At 46.2% G+C, this 18747-nt stretch carries 20 protein-coding genes; 9 read left to right on the plus strand and 11 right to left on the minus strand.

Features of this window, described 5'->3' with window-relative positions; translation table 11 throughout:
• Position 1 precedes the first annotated feature (1 nt).
• The 3 genes from obgE to B5D40_RS16415 form a co-directional block, all read right to left on the minus strand.
• Entirely contained in the window at positions 2–997 is a 996-nt protein-coding gene (gene obgE, locus B5D40_RS02795) for a GTPase ObgE (protein ID WP_073306189.1), read from the minus strand.
• 97 nt (positions 998–1094) lie between these two features.
• The gene (locus B5D40_RS02800; RefSeq protein WP_233134227.1) at positions 1095–1316 is read right to left on the minus strand and encodes a 3-dehydroquinate dehydratase; all 222 of its coding nucleotides are present in this window, start codon (positions 1314–1316) and stop codon (positions 1095–1097) included.
• Positions 1317–1321: 5 nt separating this feature from the next.
• Entirely contained in the window at positions 1322–1477 is a 156-nt protein-coding gene (locus B5D40_RS16415) for a MarR family transcriptional regulator (RefSeq protein WP_078775721.1), read from the minus strand.
• A gap of 460 nt (positions 1478–1937) precedes the next feature.
• Here B5D40_RS16415 and B5D40_RS16420 point away from each other — a divergent pair, with 460 nt between their 5' ends.
• On the plus strand, positions 1938–2090 hold the full coding sequence (locus tag B5D40_RS16420; RefSeq protein WP_407643905.1) for a hypothetical protein: 153 nt from the start codon (positions 1938–1940) through the stop codon (positions 2088–2090).
• Here the strand turns inward: B5D40_RS16420 and B5D40_RS15855 are convergent.
• Together B5D40_RS15855 and B5D40_RS16425 are read right to left on the minus strand one after the other, a co-directional pair.
• On the minus strand, positions 2018–2818 hold the full coding sequence (locus B5D40_RS15855; protein ID WP_198950991.1) for a hypothetical protein: 801 nt from the start codon (positions 2816–2818) through the stop codon (positions 2018–2020). The genes B5D40_RS16420 and B5D40_RS15855 overlap by 73 nt on opposite strands.
• A complete protein-coding gene (locus B5D40_RS16425) occupies positions 2730–3428 on the minus strand; it encodes an AAA family ATPase (protein WP_198951099.1) in 699 nt (232 codons plus the stop codon). Before B5D40_RS16425 ends, B5D40_RS15855 begins: the two co-directional genes overlap by 89 nt.
• A 245-nt stretch (positions 3429–3673) precedes the next feature.
• Between B5D40_RS16425 and B5D40_RS02820 the strand changes: the two genes are divergently transcribed.
• From B5D40_RS02820 to B5D40_RS02830, 3 genes are all read left to right on the plus strand, one after another.
• On the plus strand, positions 3674–4195 hold the full coding sequence (locus B5D40_RS02820) for a GIY-YIG nuclease family protein (protein ID WP_078775685.1): 522 nt from the start codon (positions 3674–3676) through the stop codon (positions 4193–4195).
• A gap of 26 nt (positions 4196–4221) precedes the next feature.
• Positions 4222–5664, plus strand: a complete 1443-nt coding sequence (locus B5D40_RS02825; RefSeq protein ID WP_078775686.1) for an FISUMP domain-containing protein — start codon at positions 4222–4224, stop codon at positions 5662–5664.
• Between the two features lie 183 nt (positions 5665–5847).
• Positions 5848–7560, plus strand: coding sequence for a pectate lyase family protein (locus tag B5D40_RS02830; RefSeq protein ID WP_158222069.1), 1713 nt, complete (start codon positions 5848–5850; stop codon positions 7558–7560).
• A gap of 368 nt (positions 7561–7928) precedes the next feature.
• On the opposite strand, the gene B5D40_RS02835 is transcribed toward B5D40_RS02830, so the two are convergent.
• Positions 7929–8765, minus strand: coding sequence for an undecaprenyl-diphosphate phosphatase (locus B5D40_RS02835; protein ID WP_078775688.1), 837 nt, complete (start codon positions 8763–8765; stop codon positions 7929–7931).
• A gap of 78 nt (positions 8766–8843) precedes the next feature.
• Here B5D40_RS02835 and B5D40_RS02840 point away from each other — a divergent pair, with 78 nt between their 5' ends.
• Entirely contained in the window at positions 8844–10046 is a 1203-nt protein-coding gene (locus tag B5D40_RS02840) for a tetratricopeptide repeat protein (protein WP_158222068.1), read from the plus strand.
• A gap of 210 nt (positions 10047–10256) precedes the next feature.
• Here B5D40_RS02840 and B5D40_RS02845 read toward each other — a convergent pair whose 3' ends face one another.
• The 5 genes from B5D40_RS02845 to B5D40_RS16040 form a co-directional block, all read right to left on the minus strand.
• Complete coding sequence (locus B5D40_RS02845; protein ID WP_095849472.1) at positions 10257–11465, minus strand: class I SAM-dependent rRNA methyltransferase; 1209 nt, start codon at positions 11463–11465, stop codon at positions 10257–10259.
• Positions 11465–12082 (minus strand): bifunctional phosphoserine phosphatase/homoserine phosphotransferase ThrH, encoded by a 618-nt coding sequence (gene thrH / locus B5D40_RS02850; RefSeq protein WP_078775690.1) that lies wholly within the window; start codon positions 12080–12082, stop codon positions 11465–11467. Before thrH ends, B5D40_RS02845 begins: the two co-directional genes overlap by 1 nt.
• A gap of 8 nt (positions 12083–12090) precedes the next feature.
• Positions 12091–12981, minus strand: coding sequence for an Hsp33 family molecular chaperone HslO (locus B5D40_RS02855; RefSeq protein WP_233126559.1), 891 nt, complete (start codon positions 12979–12981; stop codon positions 12091–12093).
• Positions 12982–13052: 71 nt separating this feature from the next.
• Complete coding sequence (locus B5D40_RS02860) at positions 13053–14015, minus strand: NAD-dependent epimerase/dehydratase family protein (protein ID WP_078775724.1); 963 nt, start codon at positions 14013–14015, stop codon at positions 13053–13055.
• Between the two features lie 10 nt (positions 14016–14025).
• On the minus strand, positions 14026–14535 hold the full coding sequence (locus tag B5D40_RS16040; RefSeq protein WP_143394344.1) for a hypothetical protein: 510 nt from the start codon (positions 14533–14535) through the stop codon (positions 14026–14028).
• 85 nt (positions 14536–14620) lie between these two features.
• On the opposite strand from B5D40_RS16040, the gene B5D40_RS16045 reads away from it, so the two are divergent.
• The 4 genes from B5D40_RS16045 (at position 14621) to B5D40_RS02885 (ending at position 18747) form a co-directional block, all read left to right on the plus strand.
• The gene (locus B5D40_RS16045; RefSeq protein WP_143394343.1) at positions 14621–15163 is read left to right on the plus strand and encodes a hypothetical protein; all 543 of its coding nucleotides are present in this window, start codon (positions 14621–14623) and stop codon (positions 15161–15163) included.
• Positions 15164–15456: 293 nt separating this feature from the next.
• Positions 15457–16197, plus strand: a complete 741-nt coding sequence (locus B5D40_RS02875) for an ankyrin repeat domain-containing protein (protein WP_078775693.1) — start codon at positions 15457–15459, stop codon at positions 16195–16197.
• Between the two features lie 235 nt (positions 16198–16432).
• Positions 16433–17269, plus strand: a complete 837-nt coding sequence (locus B5D40_RS02880; protein WP_078775694.1) for a DUF3450 family protein — start codon at positions 16433–16435, stop codon at positions 17267–17269.
• A complete protein-coding gene (locus tag B5D40_RS02885; RefSeq protein ID WP_078775695.1) occupies positions 17266–18747 on the plus strand; it encodes a DUF3450 family protein in 1482 nt (493 codons plus the stop codon). The genes B5D40_RS02880 and B5D40_RS02885 overlap by 4 nt, the downstream gene beginning before the upstream one ends.

Consider the following 18747-nt stretch of genomic DNA (forward strand, 5'->3'; position numbering starts at 1 on the left):
TTTATTTTCCCCAGCCGAACGATTTTTTGCGCTTGTCGGGAACAAGTTGGGAAAGTATCCGTTTCAGTTCCGAAATGCCGTCGCCGGTGATTGCCGAAGTCGAAATGAATTTTTCTTTTTTGGCGGAGAATGCTTTTTCCGCTTTTTCAATTCCCAGATCGGATTTGTTCAGGGCGATGGCGTAGGGCTTTTCGACAAGTTTGGGGTGGAACTTTTTGAGTTCCTTGCGCAGGGTCTGGAAATTTTTCCAGGCGTTTTCGTCAAAGGCGTCGATGACGAAGAGGAGCGCGTAGGTTCTTTCGATGTGTTTCAAAAATTCGTGCCCGAGTCCCTTACCTTCGCTGGCGCCTTCGATAAGGCCCGGAATATCGGCGACGACAAAGCTCCGGGAATTTTCGGCGATGATGCCGAGAATCGGTTCCAGAGTGGTAAAGGGGTAGTCGCCGACTTTGGGGCGGGCACTGGAAATCTTGTTTACCAAGGAGGATTTTCCGGCGTTGGGAAAGCCGACCAGTCCGACATCTGCGACGAGTTTGAGTTCCAGATGGAGTTCCCGGCGTTCGCCGCGTTGCCCTTGGGTCGCTTTTTCGGGCCCCTGGAGTGCGGGAGTTACAAAATGGACATTGCCGAGTCCGCCACGCCCGCCCTTGGCGGCAATCCAGCGCTGGTTCGGTTCTGTAAGATCCGCCAGAATATGCCCGTCGCCGTCCTTGACGAGGGTTCCGCAGGGAACATCGACAATCAGATCTTTGGCGGATTTTCCAGTGCTTTTGGATGGGCCGCCGTCTTCGCCGTTTTTGGCTTTATAGACGTGCAGGTTGCCCATGTCCAAAAGGGTGGTGTATTGCTCGTTCGCCCGCAGGATGACGCTTCCGCCTTTGCCGCCGTCGCCGCCGTCAGGCCCGCCGAGGGGAACGAATTTTTCACGTCGAAAACTGCTGAGCCCGTTTCCGCCCTTGCCGGAACGCACTTCGATGGTCTTTTCGTCTAAAAACATAGGGTAAATGTAGAAAAAATTGTGTTTAGTAGTTCAAGCCGAACGCCCACAGCGGTATGGTGTTGAGAGATCCGTGTTCTATGTCATCTTTGATGACCTAGCCGTTTTCGAGTGATTCCATTTGTTTGTATTTCTTGTTTTTGCCGTCCACTTCAAAAGTCATGCCATCAATCGAAAAATCTGAAACAGGTGAAGATGCCACACGGTTGTTGACTCGCATTAGCGACAGGAATGATGTTTCTCGCGGATTGCCTCTGCCGGGTTTATTTTCGGACTCTGCGAAACAGAGCGTCGGATTGGATAGGTAGATTTTGTCCACTTTTTCTAGGAAGTCATCTTGTCGTCTACGTGACGCAAACGTGAAATGAACCCTGCTTTTTCCATATAGACAAAGTAATCCGATATGGTGCTGCGGTCAACGCCTATGGATCTTCCGAGTTCAAAGAAATTCAGCTTGAATGGAACGCTACGGGCAATGATGTAAAGGAGTCTTTTTCACTTGACGGATCTGGCTGCGTTCATATTTGCGAATGTAGGAATGTCAACTTCTAGAGTTTGATTGACCACGTTGTCGAGACGCGTATAGAAATTGTCTTCGTGAAAAAACGGATAATATCCTGATTTGAGACACTCCATCCATAAGGGAATCGGGCGCTTGATGCTTTCGGGAAGCGAGAATTTGTTCGTGATGATTTTCGATAATGGGACTGGCTTTATTTTTGTATGGAGGGTATAGTTTAGATATTCACGTAACGACAGGAAAGACGGAAATGTGGTTTTAAAATTAAACAACAAGGAGCAACCAATAGAACTTCCACAAATAGTTCCCATCCTGTATTTGGCAAAGTCCTCTTTGAGAATCTTTCAAAACACACATTGAGCGGTTCCGATTTATCGAGTTTTAATCTTACGAAATTCCATTTTTGCTAGACATGGATACATATTTAAAAGCGAGGATCTTAAAGCGTATTTTTCAAAGTTCAATTGGTATATTGGATTCTCTCGGTTCTTATCCAAAACCTATTTGAACAAATCGTCCAGCATGACTTCGCTATTGACGAGACTGGAAGTGTTCGCGTTCAAAATGCCGTAGGTTGTGACGAACGTGTTCACGATTCCTTTGCGGGTGTTTGTTTCTGCTTGGAATTCAGCCATGCGGGAGCGGATTTTGTCTGCGTATTTTGTCGATATGGGGTAGGGGGCTGTGCTGAATTTGATTTCGCAGAGGTTTATCATGCGGTCTGCTCGGTCTATAATCAGGTCAATTTGTACATTCTTGTTTTGAAAGCAGCTGACGCTTGTAAGCATCCCCGAAATTCCAAGCTTTGCTTTAATTTGTTCGCTATGCATGAGGCATAGCGTTTCGAACGTGAGTCCGTGCCATGCGTTTATTGCGGGCGTGTTGAGGCTGTGCGTCCAAAATTGCGAATCCTGAGAACGATTTTCTTCGACAAACTTGAAATAGAAAATGCTGAAAAAGTCGGTGAGGCGGTAGATAATCCCTTTTTTCTTTTTTCCGAATGCGGCAATTCCTTGTATGAAATCGGAGCGTTCCAGATTTAAAAGAATTTTGGTTAGGAATCCTCCTTGCATCTTGCTTGCTTTTAGGATCTCGTCTCGCGTAAGTCCCTTGGGCTTTGATGCCAACAAGCGAACGACTTTCAAATATCGATCGGCAGAACTGAATAAAGCATTGTATAGCTCGTTGAACTCGTTTGCAAGTTGCCCGCCCTTAGTAAAAAACATGGTATCGATATTTTGGGCAAGGCTTTTTTTGAAGTCGATAAGACTGTAGTAATAGGGGACTCCGCCGAAAACCATGTAGGATTCCGCAATTTGGTATCGATCCCAGTTTCCTCCGTTTTTTTTTGCAAAATTCTTCCACTTCGTGCAAGTTGAATGGCCGCAAGTAGATTTTGGCGGTTATTCTGTTATAAAGTCCGCCTTGATTTTCAAATAGGTTTTCTGCCATCCACGATGTAGCGGAACCGTTGGCAATCAAGAATATGTCGTCTCGCAATGCAGTCCAGCCATTCCAAAATGATTCTAGCGCTTTGACAAATTTGGAATTGGGCGTATCAATCCAAGGCATTTCATCCATGAAGATTATCTTTTTGGGAGATTTTCTTGCTTCAAGAATTTGCTCCAGATTGTTGAATGCTTCAAACCAGTCGTTCAGTTTTGGAAGAAATAATGATTTTCCATATTTTTTCAAGGCTTCTGCAAATTTTTGCAACTGTTCGCTTTCATCGAGGTGATGATCTCCGACGTAGCAAAAGTCAAACCGTTCCTTAAAAGTCTGGTTTACAAGGAATGTCTTGCCGATGCGTCGCCTTCCATAGATGATAGCAAATTCCGATTTTGAGGAATTAACGCAGGCTTCTAGCAGTGAAATTTCGTTTGATCGTCCGATGAAATGTTTTTCGCTTATGTTACTAAATCTATGTAAAAAATGGAGATTTGGTAAATAATTTTATAAGAATGATTGCCAAAAGTGTGTAAAAAACTGAGATTTGGTAATCATATCGCCCATGCGTGAACGTAGGAAAAATAGCTGATTGCAAAATTCACAAGAGTCTGTAAAATTTTCTTCAAAATCACCGTGTTTTTATCAACACTCTTGACTTTGTAAAAAAAACATACATTGAAGTGCGAAAATTGAAAAAAGGAGCTGTTATGGCATGGGATTCGATAGAAGCAAAATGCTTGCGTGAAACATCAGAAAAAGATATGCCTGAAAAACCGGGTATTTATAAGTGGTGGGCTACAAAAAAGGCTTTAAAAGAAATTTTGAAGGCTTTAGAACTCGAAAAAGAAAACGATGCGCTTTCCGGCATTGAGCGGAAGGTCGAAAAGGATTTGTATTGCATCTATGTGGGGCAAGCAAAATCCTTGGACGCTCGCCTTAAAGGGAATCATGTAAACGGCAAGGGAAAATCCACATTTCGCAATAGCGTGGAAGCCGTTGTAAAAAAGATTTACGGCGAACAAGATTTAGAAAAGAGAACAAATGATTTTATTGACGGACTAGAGATTGAATGTCGATTGGTTGAGCACGACAAACTGGATAGTGAAGAAACGAAGGAAATTGGGGGAACTTATCTCCGCATTTTCAACCAACAGCATAATGGGGGAAATGACCTAAGAAAAAAGTATGGTATCACCCAAAAAATGACTGATCTTAGGGGTGAAATTTAAACCATCTTCCAAAGGAGATATGATTTATGATGTGGGTTAAATACCAAATTGATGCTTCCATTCCAATGTATGAACAACTGCCTGTTAACACTGAATCGAAAGCTCGTGAAATCCTTCTAGCGAGAAACCCAGGAATAAAACATTGTTCTATAAACAGAACGTTTACAGGGATAAATCCGCCAGAATGGTGGCCAGGTGAAAAAGAAAAAAAAGAAGCGAAACGTCAAGAAGAAAATAGAAGACGTGAAGATGAGCGGAGGACAAGGCGTGACGAGGAGCAACGCAGAGAAGCGAAACGCCAAGAAGAGAACAGAAGACGTGAAGATGAGCGGAGGGCAAGGCGTATTGAGGAACGGCATAAGTCTGAAAATGATAAGCTTCGCCGGGAAATGGAAAACCTCCGTAAAGAAAATAGGGACATAGCAAGAAAGTCACGTCAATCCTCTGGGGAATTTTGGAGTGAAAGTCAATATGAAAATTTTACAGACAGGGCTCGTGATCAAAAGGACGGCATGTATGATAAAATCATGAATTGCGAAACCAATATTTTGACCGCACCGATTAAACTGATTTGTTGGCTTCTCCACGAAATATTTAACCCGCATTCGTTTTTTAGGCAACATATTTTTTCTGTAGTGAACGTGATTCTTGTTCTTGCAGGGTTCCTCGCTTACAAGAATGAAATGATGTTATTTGTCATCTTATGCGCTATTTCAGTGATTGTCAATGGCGTCATAGGAATAAAAACGGATCGTTCCGGCATTGCTTTGCTGATTGTATTGATAGAGGCCGCGATATTTGGTGTTGCTATTTGGATGGCGCAACCGCAATTTTTCAAACAGATTACATTGAAATCAAGTGTAAGTGAACAACAATATAATTCAAGTCAAACGCCTCCAGAGGCGGAGAAGACTGTTGTTGCATCAAAGAATGTTGACGGTCGGCAATCTGCAAATACTATGATGGATTCTCGCGATGGACGTGAATATAAAATTGTAAAAATAGGAAATCAAACTTGGTTCGCTGAAAATTTGAACTATAAAACAAAAAACAGTCATTGTTATCAAAATATTGAAAGCAATTGTAAAAAAAATGGTCGCCTTTATCAGACTTATGAGAAAAACGCTACCAAGAATGTATGCCCTGTCGGTTGGCATGTTCCAAGTTTTGCAGAATGGAAAATGTTGCTGAAAAATGTTGGGTTGAAGCAAAAATGTGAAAATTTTGGATATGAAAATGAAACGGGGAATGAATGCGATTATCTTGAATGGAATAAAGCGACTAAGGTTCTTAATCGAAAGGGCTTTGGGATAATTATGGGTGATGAATTTGGAAGTACCGATTGGACAGTTTTTGTTGCGAATAAAGCTCGCGATAATGTAATTTGCTTTTCTGACCATAACAAAGGTAGTGATAATTGTTTCCAAGATTCAATGGGCGAGTACTATATTCGTTGCGTCATGAACTAACCCTCAGACTGTTTCCATAAAATGGTTACAGATTCAAAAGTGAAAAAATTTATTGCGCCTCTTTGAAGGAGCGTATATAATTCCTAAAATTTTGAAGAGTTGTCAGCGGACAACTGAAAATAGAAGGGAGTTTTCTGGTGTTTGTTGTTGAAAATAATTTATGGGAAAATGCGGAGATTTTTTATGTTTTGGAAATTTATCGTTTTACTTGCCTTCTTTTGTACATTTGCGATGGCGACGCCGCAGATTCGCTTAGAGGGAATGGTTGCAGATTTGGCGGGCTTTCCCATTGAAAACGCCCAAGTTCGTTTAGTGAAAAATCATTTGAATGCTTATACGGATTCCAATGGCTACTTTTTGCTCTTTCAAGAAGAAACGGATGTCTTGCGTCAAAGTAATTTTGCGGTAGAAAATCCTCGTTTAAAACCCGTTTTCAAAGATGGTTTTGTTCGTCTGGGAAATTTTGATTTAAAAGGGCGTTTTGTGCGTTCGTCGTTGGAAATGAAGTTTTTGAACGCCTCCTCCGAATCTTTGCCGCGCTTGTTTTTGAAAACCTCTATTTTTGAAGATTCGCTTGTGGTTTCTAAAGAGGGATTTTTGTCGCAGTCGTTTGTCGTGTCGCAACCGGTGGATTCGCTTTCCATTGTTTTGGATTCTTTGCCGCTGGCGGCTATTTTAAAACGTGGAGCAGGAAGTTCTAATCAAATTGTGGAACAGGGAGCGCCAATTACGGAATATTTTTTTGATTGCCCCAATGCTAAAGAAATAAAAATTACCGGTGTGCCCGCGGGTATTTTGGCCGTCACGGATTCGGTAAAATCGACAATATCGTTTTCGGGAAAAGCGGAAGCGGACACGGGCCTATATGTTTATACGATTCGAGTTGTCGGCGAATATAATGCGGTAGAGCGGCAGGGTTCTTTTCGCATTGTCCAAAAAACAATTCCGAAAATCGTACCGGATGGTTATGCTATGGTGAACGGCGTGACTACAGGCGGCGAGGGAGGGGACACGGTTGAAGTTTCTTCTTTTGCGGATTTCAAGAAGGCGGTTCAGGCGGCGGAAGCCAAGGTCGTTGTCGTCAAGGGAACGGTTAAAACTACAGATGGAGACGGTTACGGTTTGCGCATCGCAGCGAATAAAACTATTATGGGAAAAGACAGTTCGGCAACTATTTATGGCGGGCTTGCCATCACGGGAGTTTCTAATGTCATCATTTACAATTTGAATATTCACGGTACTTACCTGAATCCGGGACCAAGCGATGGCATTGCCGTGAATAATTCGCATCATGTTTTTCTTTCGCACTTGAATATCTGGGATGCGGAAGATGGCAATTTGGATATTACAAATCAATCCAGTTATGTCACAGTCTCTTGGGTGAAATTTTGGTACACCGACAAAAATCATCCGCACCGGTTGAACGCTTTGATTGGCAGCGGCGCCGCGGACCATCCGGAAGATTATGGCAAGTTGAAAGTCACTTATCACCACAACTGGTTCAGCACTCTGGTGAACGAGCGTATGCCGCGCGTGATGTACGGGAACGCCCATATTTTCAATAATTATTATCATGCGCCTGGCAATTTATATTGTATCGGTGTCGGTTCTTACGCATCGGTTCTCATCGAAGGAAATTATTTTAAAGAGGTACAGAGTCCGCATTTGTTTATGTACAATATCTACGCAAATATTGTGGCTCGAAATAATGAATACGACAATGTGACGGGAAATAAAGATGTCGGAGCCTTAGGAGAACGCTACATTACCACGGATCCCTATACTTTGATAGCGACTCCTGTTACTTTGGATTCGGTGCCTTACGAATATGAATTAGACAAAGCCGAAGATGTGCCGCAAAAAGTGATGCAAGGTGCGGGGCCGCATTCGTTGTAATGATTTTGCCGTCGCTAGAATTCAGAGGAATTTCTGCAAAAAAATGGCTAGCGCTTGCTTCTTATGTTTTTCGCTCTGACGTTCTGGGCTGGGATATTTTCAAGGCTGCATAAATCCAAGAGTTCTGAAAGATTTATATCCAGCGCATTGGCGATTTCGATAGGCGTGATAAGCCGGGGATTTCTCGACTCGTTGATGGCATGTGTGATGGTGGATTTTGTAAGGCCGTTTCGGGGCTAGCATATTTTTTTTACGAGCGTTGAAATTCTGGCTGCCGTTTGGTTTTCAAGATGGCGAAACAGATGGATAAAAAAATTCAATGAGCTTGCAAATTCGCAACGAAAAGAATATTTAGATCTTGAAGAATTTTATCCGATAAAGAAAAGTCCGAGAATGCCCACCGTCCAAAGGTAGTAGGCGAAAACGTGGAACTTGCCTTTTTGTACAAAGTTCATCAGCCATTTGAGGGCGATGATGCCAAAGAGGAACGAAACCAGCATTCCGACGAGCAGGGCGAGGGTGAACTCTCCGCTGTCTGCGCATTTTTCCACCAGCGCGGGATTTTCAATAGGGTTGAAAGTCTGGCATTTTAACCATTTTACAAGATCCAGCAGGGCGGCTCCACCGACTGCCGGAATGCTCATGAGAAAGCTGAACTCGCCCGCATATTTTCGATTCACGCCTTGGAATAGCATAGCGCTAATTGTGGAACCGCTGCGGCTGATGCCGGGAATGCAAGCGATGCCTTGAACCGTTCCCGTGACAAGCGCTCGCCACCAGTTCATTTGTACGCCCGTTTCTTCGGGGTGGTTGGCTCCTGTCTTTGCCCATTTGGAGGCGAAGAGAAGCGTTCCTGTAAAAAGAATCGCCACACAAACTGCCCTAGGGTTTTCGAAGAGCGATTCTAGGGCGTCCTTAAATCCAAGACCGATGGCAGCCGTTGGGATAGACGCGAGAACGATGTAGCCCGCTTCCCGGAGCTGCGCAGGATTCCGACGAAGGCAGCCGAGTAGAATGCCGAGAATTTTTTTGCGGAATACGACAAAAATGGACAGCAGGGTTCCCGCGTGAAGCATAATGTCGAAGAACATGCCCGCTTCGTGCATTCCCAGCAGATGTTTGCCGAGAACGAGGTGCCCGGAACTGGAAATAGGAAGAAATTCGGCAAGACCTTGGAGAAGACCTAAAAGAATGGATTCTATCATGGGGACAAAAGTAGAAAATCGGGAAAAGATAGGCCTTATTGGATAAAGAAAATGCGCATTTTTCTATTTTGTATGGATATGAAAAAGATTTTCGTTCTTTTGGCGTTTTTCTGTATGGCGCCCCTGTCTTGGGCGGCGCAGGATTCTCGTTTTGAACAAGGCGCGCGCTTTGAATCCGCCGGGCAATATGAAAAGGCTCTTGGCGAGTATCGGGCGATTTTGGCGGGCGATCCGCACAATGCGCAGGCTTTTTGGGTGGCGGGCAATGTCCGTTTCAAGATGAAGGATTACAAGGGGGCGATTGCCAATTTCCAACTGGCGTATAAATATGCACCGAAAATGGCAGAAGCCTATGAAGGCTCGGCAAAAGCTTATGAAAAGCTGGGGGACAAGGGAAAAGCCGAAGCGGAACGCAAAAAGAATCCAAATTACAAAGGGAAAGAATCTCCTTCGGTAAAAGAAAACGCAAAGGCGGGAACGGACATTTTGGCAAAAACCAAGGCCGCTTTTGAAGCTAAAGATTACAAGGCCGCTTGTGCTGCTGCTCGTGAGGTCTTGACGCAAGAGCCCGGTAATTCTGGGGCATATTATTATGCGGGCGCAGGACGCTATGAACTGGGAGAATTCGACAAGGCCGAGTATAATTTAAAGCGGTCGTTTGGCTATGCGGAATTGGGCTTCAACGCCCACTATTATTTGGCTCTTATTTACAAAAAACAGGGAAAGAAGGATTTGGAAAAAGCCGAGTTGCAGGCTTATATCGGGCTTTCCAAAAACGAGTCGGCGATTGTTCGGGCGAAATCCCGGTTGGCGGAAATTTCCGGTGACGTTTCCGAATCCGTAACCCAAGTTCCAGAAGAAAAAACGGAGACGTCGAAAATCGAATCCGCAAAATCGGAGGAACTTCGGACGTCGTCCGCGGAATTGCCGGAAAAAACGCCTGTCGATTCGGTGAAAAAGAAAGTGCCATCGCCCGAACCGAAGAAAGTTTCAGAAAATCCCATGGAGAGGGCGAACGAAGCGTATCGTCAAGGAGACTACGCCGCCGCTTTGTCGCTTTATCAGGCGTTGCAAAAAAAATACCGGGATGAAAATATGCGGGCCTATCTTCTTTTTCAAATCGGCAATGTCTATCGGATTCGTCGGGATTTTCGTTCGGCGGTGTCCAAGTATCGTGAACTTGTAGAATTGTATCCGAATGGGGAATGGGCTGTGGAAGCGCAGCGCGCCTGGGAAGACGCCGTGTGGCAAGAGAAAAATGCGGAGTTGCTTCCGCGTTAGGGAATAAGCGCATTCCAAAGGCAATCAAATCGTTTTGCGGAAGCGAAGCATCTTGCGGCCAGCGAGAAAAGTTCACTTTGTGAAAAAGAAATTCTCGTTTTGAAAAAAGTTCCCCCTGCGAAAGAATCGGCTCGTTTGAAAAAAGTTCACGCTTTGAAAAACTTTCATTGCGGACATTTCGTGGAGAAGTATATCATCCCCAAAAAAGGACTAGTCCGCTTGGAGCAAAAGCCCTTTTAGATATTGTCCTTCGGGAAAGCTGGTTTTTACAGGATGATCGGCGGGTTGGCCGAAACGTTTGATGATTTGCATTGTCCGGTGTGCGTCCTGGGCTGCGTCGGCGACGATTTTTTGAAAAAGTCCCATTTCCATGAGACCGGAACAGCTGAATGTCGCTAAAATGCCATGCTCGTTCAAAAGTTTTATCGCCAGCAAATTGATGTCTTTGTACCCGCGCGCTCCTTTTTCGAGATGCGCTTTGTTTTCAATGAATTTTGGCGGGTCAAGAACGATAAGGTCGAAGGTCTTCCGGCTGTCTCGGCATTTGCGCAGGTAGGCAAAAACATCCGCTTCGACGAGTTCCACGCGGCTTTTATCAAATCCGTTTTTTTGAATCAGCGAATCGGCAATGTGGAGTGCTTCTTGAGAAACGTCCACTTCGGTAACTAGGCTGGCACCATTTTGCAGGGCGAAAAGCCCGAAGCCGCCCGTGTAAGAAAAACAGTTGAGAACGTGCTTTCCCTGTGCGAATTTTCCAACTGCAAAGCGGGCGTCCCGTTGGTCCAGATAGTATCCGGTCTTGTGTCCATTCCAGATGTCCACGTCAAAACGGATCCCGTTTTCCCGCATTTCAATTGGTGTGCGAGGCACGTCGCCATAGACGATTCCTTTTCGCAAGGGGAGCCCTTCTTTTTCGCGGACGTCGGCATCGCAGCGTTCCAAAATTCCTTTGGCTCCGGTCTTTTCCGCTAGAATTTCATACAATGTCGTGCGAAAATATTCTGCTCCAGCCGAAAGGATTTCGATGGACAGGAAGTCGGCGTATTTATCGACGATGCAGCCCGGAATGCCATCGTTTTCTGCGTGAATCAGGCGGAAAGCCGCCGTTGGATCTTTGACGTCAAAGCCGCGCAAGCGGCGATTTTCAATCGCCCTGTCGATGACGTTTGCAAAGAAATTCCGATCGATGGGAGTGCGCTCCCGGTAAGTCCAAAAACGGGCCCGGATTTGCGAATCGGGAGAGTAGGCGGCGTAGCCCAAAAATTCCCCTTGTGCAGAACGCACTTCGACGGTTTCTCCGGATTGCGGATTACCAATGACATGCTGAATGGCTCCGCTGAAAATCCACGGATGATTTCGGATCGCGGATTTTTCTTTTCCCCGGACGAGAACGATGGCGGGAATTTCTATGCTGGACATTACAGCGAATCCTGAAATTGGTGGAAACTGTCCAAAAGCTCGCTGTAGGAATTTGCCGAATCGAGCTGGGGAAATTTTTCGGTGACGTTGGATGGGGCGAACAGGAACGAACCTTTGTCCGCCGCTAGAAGCATTCCCGTGTCGTTGAAGGAATCGCCTGCGGAAAAGACCTTGAAATTCAGCGATTTTAAAGCTTCGACGGTTTTTCTTTTTTGATCCTGCAAACGTAAATGATAGCCGGTAATCTTGTCGTTTTGAACAATCAGGTTGTGACAGAAAATGGTTGGCAGGTTCATTTTTTTGATGAGCGGGTAGGCGAATTCCTGAAAAGTGTCGGAGAGAATAATGACTTGGGCTTCATCTCGCAGGGTCGCTAAAAATTCCGTGGCGCCATCCAGTAGCGGAAGGCTGCCGATGACTTTTTGAATGTCCGAAAGCTTTAAATGTTCGCGTTCCAAAATGCGGAGACGTCCGCGCATAAGCTCATCGTAATCCTGAATGTCGCGCGTGGTCAGACGCAATTCGGGAATGCCCGTTTTTTCGGCGAAAGCTATCCAGATTTCGGGGGTTAGAACCCCCTCCATATCGAGGGTGACAACACATTGTTTGGTAAACATAGGCGTTCTTATTTTAAAAGGCGGTTGTTGATAATTTCTTGGATTTCGTCCGGAGTGACCACATACTTGTTCCGGCAAAAATCGCAGACGAGTTCCACGTTTTCGCCGCTTTGAATGAGTTCTTGCAAGTCGTCCGTTGGAATGCTGGCAAGCGATGCCAGGGAACGTACTTTGCTGCACGGGCAATAAGGGCGCGGTTCGATTTCGCGGACAATCGTTGTCGGGTATTCGCCGGAGATGGTATTCTGGAGAAGCTCCAGATTGAATCGGTTTCCGTCAAAGAATTCCGAAAAGGGCGGCAACTTGGCAATTTGTTTTTCCAGAACGTCGAGCTCTTCATCGGCAATGTCGGCATAAGGCTCCAAGTAGAATCCGACGGCGTAGTCCAATTTTTGCGGGTTATCCTTGTTCAGGCGGGCCTCGATTCCCACAGCGGATCGCGTTTGCGCCGATTGCAGCATATAGACGGAAAGATTTCTGCCCATGCTTTCGGAAACCGCTTCGATAATGCTTTCCCGCGCCCGTTTTCCGTGTTCGTCCAAAGTGACGACTTCAAAGCGTTGAGGGGAAAGAGCCGGCTCGTATTGCTTATTGTGCAAAATTTCATCTTGCGGAATCATCGCTCGGAAAAGGCCTTGTGGGGTGGAGTCTGCTTCGGCAAAAGAAATGTCCCCGGAAAAAGAAACTTTGACACAGACGGTGCCGGGAAATTTCAGGCTGGACGAAAGAAACAGGGATGCGATAGAGGTTTCCGCCAAAAGCTTTAGTGCTTCTGAGGACGCTCCGTGCATTTTGCCGACTTCTTCGGCGGAATGGGTAATGTCCGCCAGAACAAGGCGAAAGGGAACGTGTGCTCCTGTCGCGCGAATCAGACGGTCTTTTTGAGAATGTTCCATCATATTGTAAATATAGGAAAATGAAAGGGCCGCCCGGTTGGACGGCTTTTGGAGATGGGCTTATCGCAAAATATTTATGCGGTATATTCTTTGAACCATTCGGCAAAGCGGGCGATGCCGTCTTCCAAATTGACGCTGGGTGTGTATCCGATTTCCTGTTCAAGGGCTTCGGTGTCTGCCCAAGTGATTTCCACATCTCCCGGTTGCATAGGAAGCATTGTCTTTTCGGCTTCGTGCCCAAAATTTTTTTCGAGAGTGGCAATGAAATCCATCAGTTTGATGGGTTCTCCGCGTCCGATATTATAAAGGCGATTGAGCGCTTCCGGTTTTTCGGTTCCATTGTAGGCAATGCGGCGGATTCCTTCTACAATGTCGTCGATGTAGGTGAAGTCGCGCATCATGTTGCCGTTGTTGAACACTTTAATCGGGCGGTTGTGCGTAATGGCATCTGCAAAAAGCCACGGAGACATATCAGGACGTCCCCAAGGCCCATAGACGGTAAAGAAGCGAAGGCCCGTCAGGTTCAAGTGAAAAAGATGGTGGTAGGTTTCGGCCATCAGTTCGTTGGAACGCTTGGTGGCGGCGTAAAGGCTGGACGGTTTTTCCACGCGATCCGTGGTGCGAAACGGCGTTTCTGTATTGCGTCCATAGACGCTGGAAGACGAGGCATACACAAGATGCTTGGGCGGAAACGCTCGTGCGCATTCCAGAATATTTAAAAAACCGGTAATATTGGAATCCACATAGCTTTGCGGATTGATGAGGCTGTATCGGACGCCGGCTTGGGCGGCCAGATTGACAACGATGTCGAACCGGTTTTCTTGGAAAAGCCGAAAAACCGTTTCTTTATCGGCCAGACTGCATTCCGTAAAATGAAAACGTTCGGAGGGAATGCGTGCCAATCGGTCGCGCTTGAGTTTTGGGTCGTAGTAGTCGTTCAGGTTGTCGATGCCAAAGACTTCATGACCGTCTTTCAAGAAGGCGAGAACGGTTTCGCAACCGATAAAACCCGCCGCTCCGGTAACAAATACTTTCATGGGAATCCCTTTAGAAACCGATGCCAACCGAGAAGAAGGGACAGGACATTGTGTCAAAGTCCAGCATAAAGGAATGGTCGTCTTCTTTCCAGTTGTGACCGTTGTAAGTGTGGAAATAATAGTGGGTGCTTCGGAATCCGGCGAAAACGGCAAAACGGCGAATGCTCGTCTGCAAGCCTATGCCGCGGACATAACCGAAAATCAGCGGGTTTCTGTAATAATCGTCGTCCAGAATGGAGTAGCCGAACATTCCTCCCAAAAATCCTAGCGCGCGAATCTTGTAGTTTGTGCTGCGGATAAAGGAAAATCCGATTTCAAATCCGCCTTGAAGAAGCAAATTGTCCGCGTTTGTCGATTTCTTCTTGCTGGATTTGTCTTTGGGCGTATAATCTATATCGAAGCGGTTATAGGAAAAAGCGCCAAATAGGGAAATCCAGTTGTTGACGGCGTATTGGCCGGCGACTCCAATTATGTTGGAAATATCAACGTCAACATGGTAGCGCTTTCCTTTGCGCTTCATATGATAGGCGACATTTGCTTTTTTGATAGAGGAAATTTCATAGAGAATGCCGATGCCGAAGGGATGTCTTGTGGAATAATCCGCAGTGTCTATTCCCGCAGTTGCAGAGGAGTCTTTTTCTGGCGAAGCTGTTGAAGTAACATTTATTGAATCGGTATTGCTTTCCGTATTCGCGCGGGCAGAGGAGTCTTTTTCTGGCGAAGCTGTTGAAGCAACATTTATTGAATCGGTATTGCTTTCCGCATTCGCTCCGGCAGAGGAGTCTTTTTCTGGCGAAGCTGTTGAAGCAACATTTATTGAATCGGTACTGTTTTCCGTATTCGCATTAGCTGTGGAGTCTTTTTCGAGCGGAGCTGTTGAAGCAACATTTATTGAATCGGTACTGTTTTCCGTATTCGCACTAGCTGTGGAGTCTTTTTCGAGCGGAGCATTTGAAGCGACATTTATAGAATCGGCACTGTTTTCCGCATTCGCTCCGGCAGTGGAGTCTTTTTCTGCTGGAGTGGGGGAGACGACTTTCACCGAGTCTGGTGGAATAGCATTTGATGAAGTGGGTTCTGCAAAAGCGGAGATGACGCCGAAAATGCTCACGGCGATGGAAATAGAGCCAAAGAAACGATTCAGATAAAACATCGTCCTCTAATTCTACATTTTTTTGGAACTCTTTTTCCAGATTTTTACAAATTTTCGGGAAAAATACTTTTTACTTAAAGAATTGTCGGTTTTAAATCATCGGCGGGCGTCGATAGGGGATTGGCGGTGGTGGCCTCGGTTAGGGCCCTTTGGAAATGAGGCTCTTCTTTGCACGGATTTTTCCAAACGAGGCCGAAATCGTGGAAATAAAGAGAAATTTTTAGAATTTAAGAACAATTTGGTAAAAAATTGTGTATTTTCAAAGGGAATTTTTTTACTGGAGTTTTTATGAAAACAAAAAAAATTTTGGTTCTCGGTGCGTGCGCATTATCTCTGCTTTTTACGGTCGCCTGTTCGGATGAAATGGATCCGAATGATCCCGCTTCTGTCCGCAAGCATTTGACGAAACAGGGAATTCCGTTCACCCCGAATAAATTTATGTCGTATATCGCTCAAAATGATACGGCGGCCATGTCCTTATTTTTGAAGGCGGCTTACGATATCAATTCGACAGATGGAAATGGAAATTCTGCGGTGGCGATTGCGGTGAATAAAGGAAAAGTCGATATTCTCCAGTATTTGATTCAGCATAGTGCCAAGCTGGACGGCACCAACAGCAACGGCAAAACCTATTTGGAAGATGCGATAGAGAACAAGCATCGGGAAGTGGCGCAGCTTCTGATTTCGAAAATGCAGGAATCCGGCGAAATCCAATCCACGGCTCCGGCTGTTGCTTTGGCGGCAAAGACCGGCGATGCGGAAGTTCTGAAAATGCTCGGCGATGCGGGTGCTCCGCTTGAAGTGCGCGGCGCAGATTCGTATTTCCCCATCCATTTGGCGGTGAAGGGCGGCAATTACGATGCGATGGTCTATCTGATTTCCAAGGGTGTCGATGTGAACGCCAAGTGCGGTCAGGGTTATTCTGTCTTGGACTGGGCGAAAAACGAAGGCTACACCCGCTTGATCGCTTACCTGAAAAAGCACGGTGCTAAAAATACGCCTGCCTATATTAAAGAGTTCGGTAAATAACGGTAGCATCGAAGGTGCTTTGAACTTCAAAAACGTCTGGCTCGCTGTCGGGCGTTTTTTGTATCTTTGAATCTATGGCAACTTCTAAAAATTCCTTTTCAAAAAAACGGTTGCGACATATCGCGCTGTTTTGTCTCTTAAAGAGACCGATACATCCAGTATTGCCCGCTTTTCCTTTCTGCCGCTTGGTCTCATGCGATTTTTCTTCACCAAAGTCCTTTTTAAAAATAGCCTTATGAAAAAATGTTTTTTTCTCTGTTTGATCTTCTGCTGCGGAGTGGCTTTTTCCGCAGAAACGCTGGATGGCGTTCGACGCCAGATTCAGACCGTAAACAATGAAACAGCTCGCGAAAAGAAATTGCACGCGGATGAAAAAAAGCGCCACGAGGATTTTATCCGTTCCGGGCGCGAAAAGGTGGTGTCGCTTTCCAACCAGAAAAAAGCGCTGCGCGCCGATATCGATGCGATGAAGGCGGAACTTTCCCGTTTGAATGAAGCGAGAAACAAGTCTTCTGGAGTTTCTCGTTGGTATGATTCGAAAAAGGCGAAGTATGCGCAGGAGCTTGCCGTTGTCATCGAAGAACTCGTTCCGTTTTTTGAATCGGATTTTCCGTATCGGGCAAGTGAAACCGCCGAGAGCTTGCGCGAGATGGCGATGGAGCTAAAGAAGGGCGTGATTGCTCCGGACGATGCTTTGGGAAGAGTCTTGGAAGTTTTTGTGGATCGTATTCGCATGGGATATACTACGGAAAGTTGGGACGGTTATTTAACCGATGCGGAAAGCGGTCGGCAGATGCAAGGCAAGTTTTTCCGCTATGGGACGGTGGCCGCTATGTTTGAAAGCGCGGACCAGTCCGATTATTATTGGCTGGATAGGGTGAATGGCGTCTATTCCTGGAAAAAAATTCCAGAATCTTTGGAACTTCGAGCCGACGTGAAAGACGCGTTTCGAGTTGCAGAGGGCAAATCCGCTCCGCATATCGTCAAAATCCCGATATCTTCCCGGCGAACGGATGCTGAAAACGAATTGAAGAATACAAAAGAAAGCTCGGCGCAGGAGCAGAAAAAATGAAAAACGCTTTGAAGAAAATAACCGTAGCGCTTGCCATTGGAACAGGAATTCTTTTGGCGCAGCAGCCGTTGGGCGGAAGTTCTAACGGAGACGCCTTGGTTCGGGAACGTGCGGAATTGAACAAGGCAAAAGCCGATTTGGAAGAGGCTCGCCAGAAACGGGATATGGAAGTGGCCGCTCGCTGGAACGACAGGGAAAAAGCGAATCAGGAGCGGGAACTTTTCAACCAGAAATACGAAGAAGCCAAGGACGAATTGGATCGTTTGATGGAAGAACGGGTTCGGTTGGAAGAAAATGTGCGCGTTGCCCGGGAAGATTTGGCGCAAGTCAAGGAAAATGCGGAAGGAAAAAGAGCCGAATTTTTGGCGTTGGTCGCGGACAAGAGCGTCTTGGATCCCCTCTCTCGCTTGAAAGAGCAAGGCATTCCCTTCCGTTTGCCTGCTCGAATCGAGGATTTTAATCGCACGTCCAAGAACATGACGCTTTACCGTGACGATCCGATGAAAGTGGCCAAAAGCGTGATTGAACTGGCGAAACGGGAACTGGCTTTTAGCCGGGAAATCGAATGGAATAAGGGCGAAATTCTTTTTGGAAGCAAAGTGGCTTTTGGGGATGAACTCCGTCTGGGAGGAATTTTTGCGATGCGCGCGTCGTCTGGCGTGGACAGCTCGGTTTCGATGATGCTTCCCGCTGCGGGGGACAAAGGACGCGTCTTTTCGTGGCAGGAAATGAACACGGCGGAATCCAAGAGCGGCGTCATTGATGCCTTTAAGATGGCGCAAGATTCGTCCTTTACGATGATTCCAGTGGATGTTCTTCTGAGTACCACCCTCTCTTCGGAACTGGCAAACGCCGAAGAAAAATCCTTTTGGGATATTTGTCGTCAGACTTTCCGCGATGGCGGCATTTTGATGTATCCGATTGCGGCTCTTTTGTTGCTGGGACTCTTGCTGGTGCTGGAACGCGGAATTGTTCTTTCGGCGAAAGGAGTGACGCTTCGGTACCGCAAAGTGATTGAATTGGCGTCGGCGGGACAATTGGAAGAAGCCCGTGGGCTGGCGAAAAAACTTCACGGCTCTGTAGGAAAGGTGGTGCAGGCCGGTATTCTCAGGGATTATCCCGATCGCGAATCGGCGGAAAAGGCGATAGAAGAAGTTTTTGCTGGTGAGGTTCCTTCTTTGGAACGCGGGCTGTCTTCGATTTCGGTGATGGCGACGACCGCTCCTTTGATTGGACTTTTGGGAACGGTCATGGGAATGATTCAGCTCTTTCAGGTCATCACGATGCACGGGACTTCTGACCCTAAACTTCTTGCGGGTGGCATTTCGGTGGCTCTCATCACGACGGAAGCGGGACTGATTGTGGCGATTCCTTTGCAATTTTTGCATACGTTTATGGCGAATCGAGCCGATGCGATTCGGATTCGGATGGAAAAAGCGGGGCTTGCCGTTTTGAACTCCCGCTGGATTAAGGGCTAG

Source organism: Fibrobacter intestinalis (genome assembly GCF_900167415.1).
In the GTDB taxonomy this organism is placed as follows: Bacteria; Fibrobacterota; Fibrobacteria; order Fibrobacterales; family Fibrobacteraceae; genus Hallerella; species Hallerella intestinalis.

What these genes read in the sequence shown, in the direction of transcription:
- B5D40_RS02880 (WP_078775694.1), top strand. Translation starts at nt 16,433, where the DNA reads ATGAAAAAATGTTTTTTTCTCTGTTTGATCTTCTGCTGCGGAGTGGCT.
- B5D40_RS02860 (WP_078775724.1), bottom strand. Translation starts at nt 14,015, where the DNA reads ATGAAAGTATTTGTTACCGGAGCGGCGGGTTTTATCGGTTGCGAAACC.
- thrH (WP_078775690.1), bottom strand. Translation starts at nt 12,082, where the DNA reads ATGTTTACCAAACAATGTGTTGTCACCCTCGATATGGAGGGGGTTCTA.
- B5D40_RS02825 (WP_078775686.1), top strand. Translation starts at nt 4,222, where the DNA reads ATGATGTGGGTTAAATACCAAATTGATGCTTCCATTCCAATGTATGAA.
- B5D40_RS02820 (WP_078775685.1), top strand. Translation starts at nt 3,674, where the DNA reads ATGGCATGGGATTCGATAGAAGCAAAATGCTTGCGTGAAACATCAGAA.
- B5D40_RS02835 (WP_078775688.1), bottom strand. Translation starts at nt 8,765, where the DNA reads ATGATAGAATCCATTCTTTTAGGTCTTCTCCAAGGTCTTGCCGAATTT.
- B5D40_RS02845 (WP_095849472.1), bottom strand. Translation starts at nt 11,465, where the DNA reads ATGTCCAGCATAGAAATTCCCGCCATCGTTCTCGTCCGGGGAAAAGAA.
- B5D40_RS02830 (WP_158222069.1), top strand. Translation starts at nt 5,848, where the DNA reads ATGTTTTGGAAATTTATCGTTTTACTTGCCTTCTTTTGTACATTTGCG.
- B5D40_RS16040 (WP_143394344.1), bottom strand. Translation starts at nt 14,535, where the DNA reads ATGAAGCGCAAAGGAAAGCGCTACCATGTTGACGTTGATATTTCCAAC.
- B5D40_RS02855 (WP_233126559.1), bottom strand. Translation starts at nt 12,981, where the DNA reads ATGATGGAACATTCTCAAAAAGACCGTCTGATTCGCGCGACAGGAGCA.
- B5D40_RS02840 (WP_158222068.1), top strand. Translation starts at nt 8,844, where the DNA reads ATGAAAAAGATTTTCGTTCTTTTGGCGTTTTTCTGTATGGCGCCCCTG.
- B5D40_RS02885 (WP_078775695.1), top strand. Translation starts at nt 17,266, where the DNA reads ATGAAAAACGCTTTGAAGAAAATAACCGTAGCGCTTGCCATTGGAACA.
- B5D40_RS02875 (WP_078775693.1), top strand. Translation starts at nt 15,457, where the DNA reads ATGAAAACAAAAAAAATTTTGGTTCTCGGTGCGTGCGCATTATCTCTG.
- B5D40_RS15855 (WP_198950991.1), bottom strand. Translation starts at nt 2,818, where the DNA reads ATGGTTTTCGGCGGAGTCCCCTATTACTACAGTCTTATCGACTTCAAA.
- obgE (WP_073306189.1), bottom strand. Translation starts at nt 997, where the DNA reads ATGTTTTTAGACGAAAAGACCATCGAAGTGCGTTCCGGCAAGGGCGGA.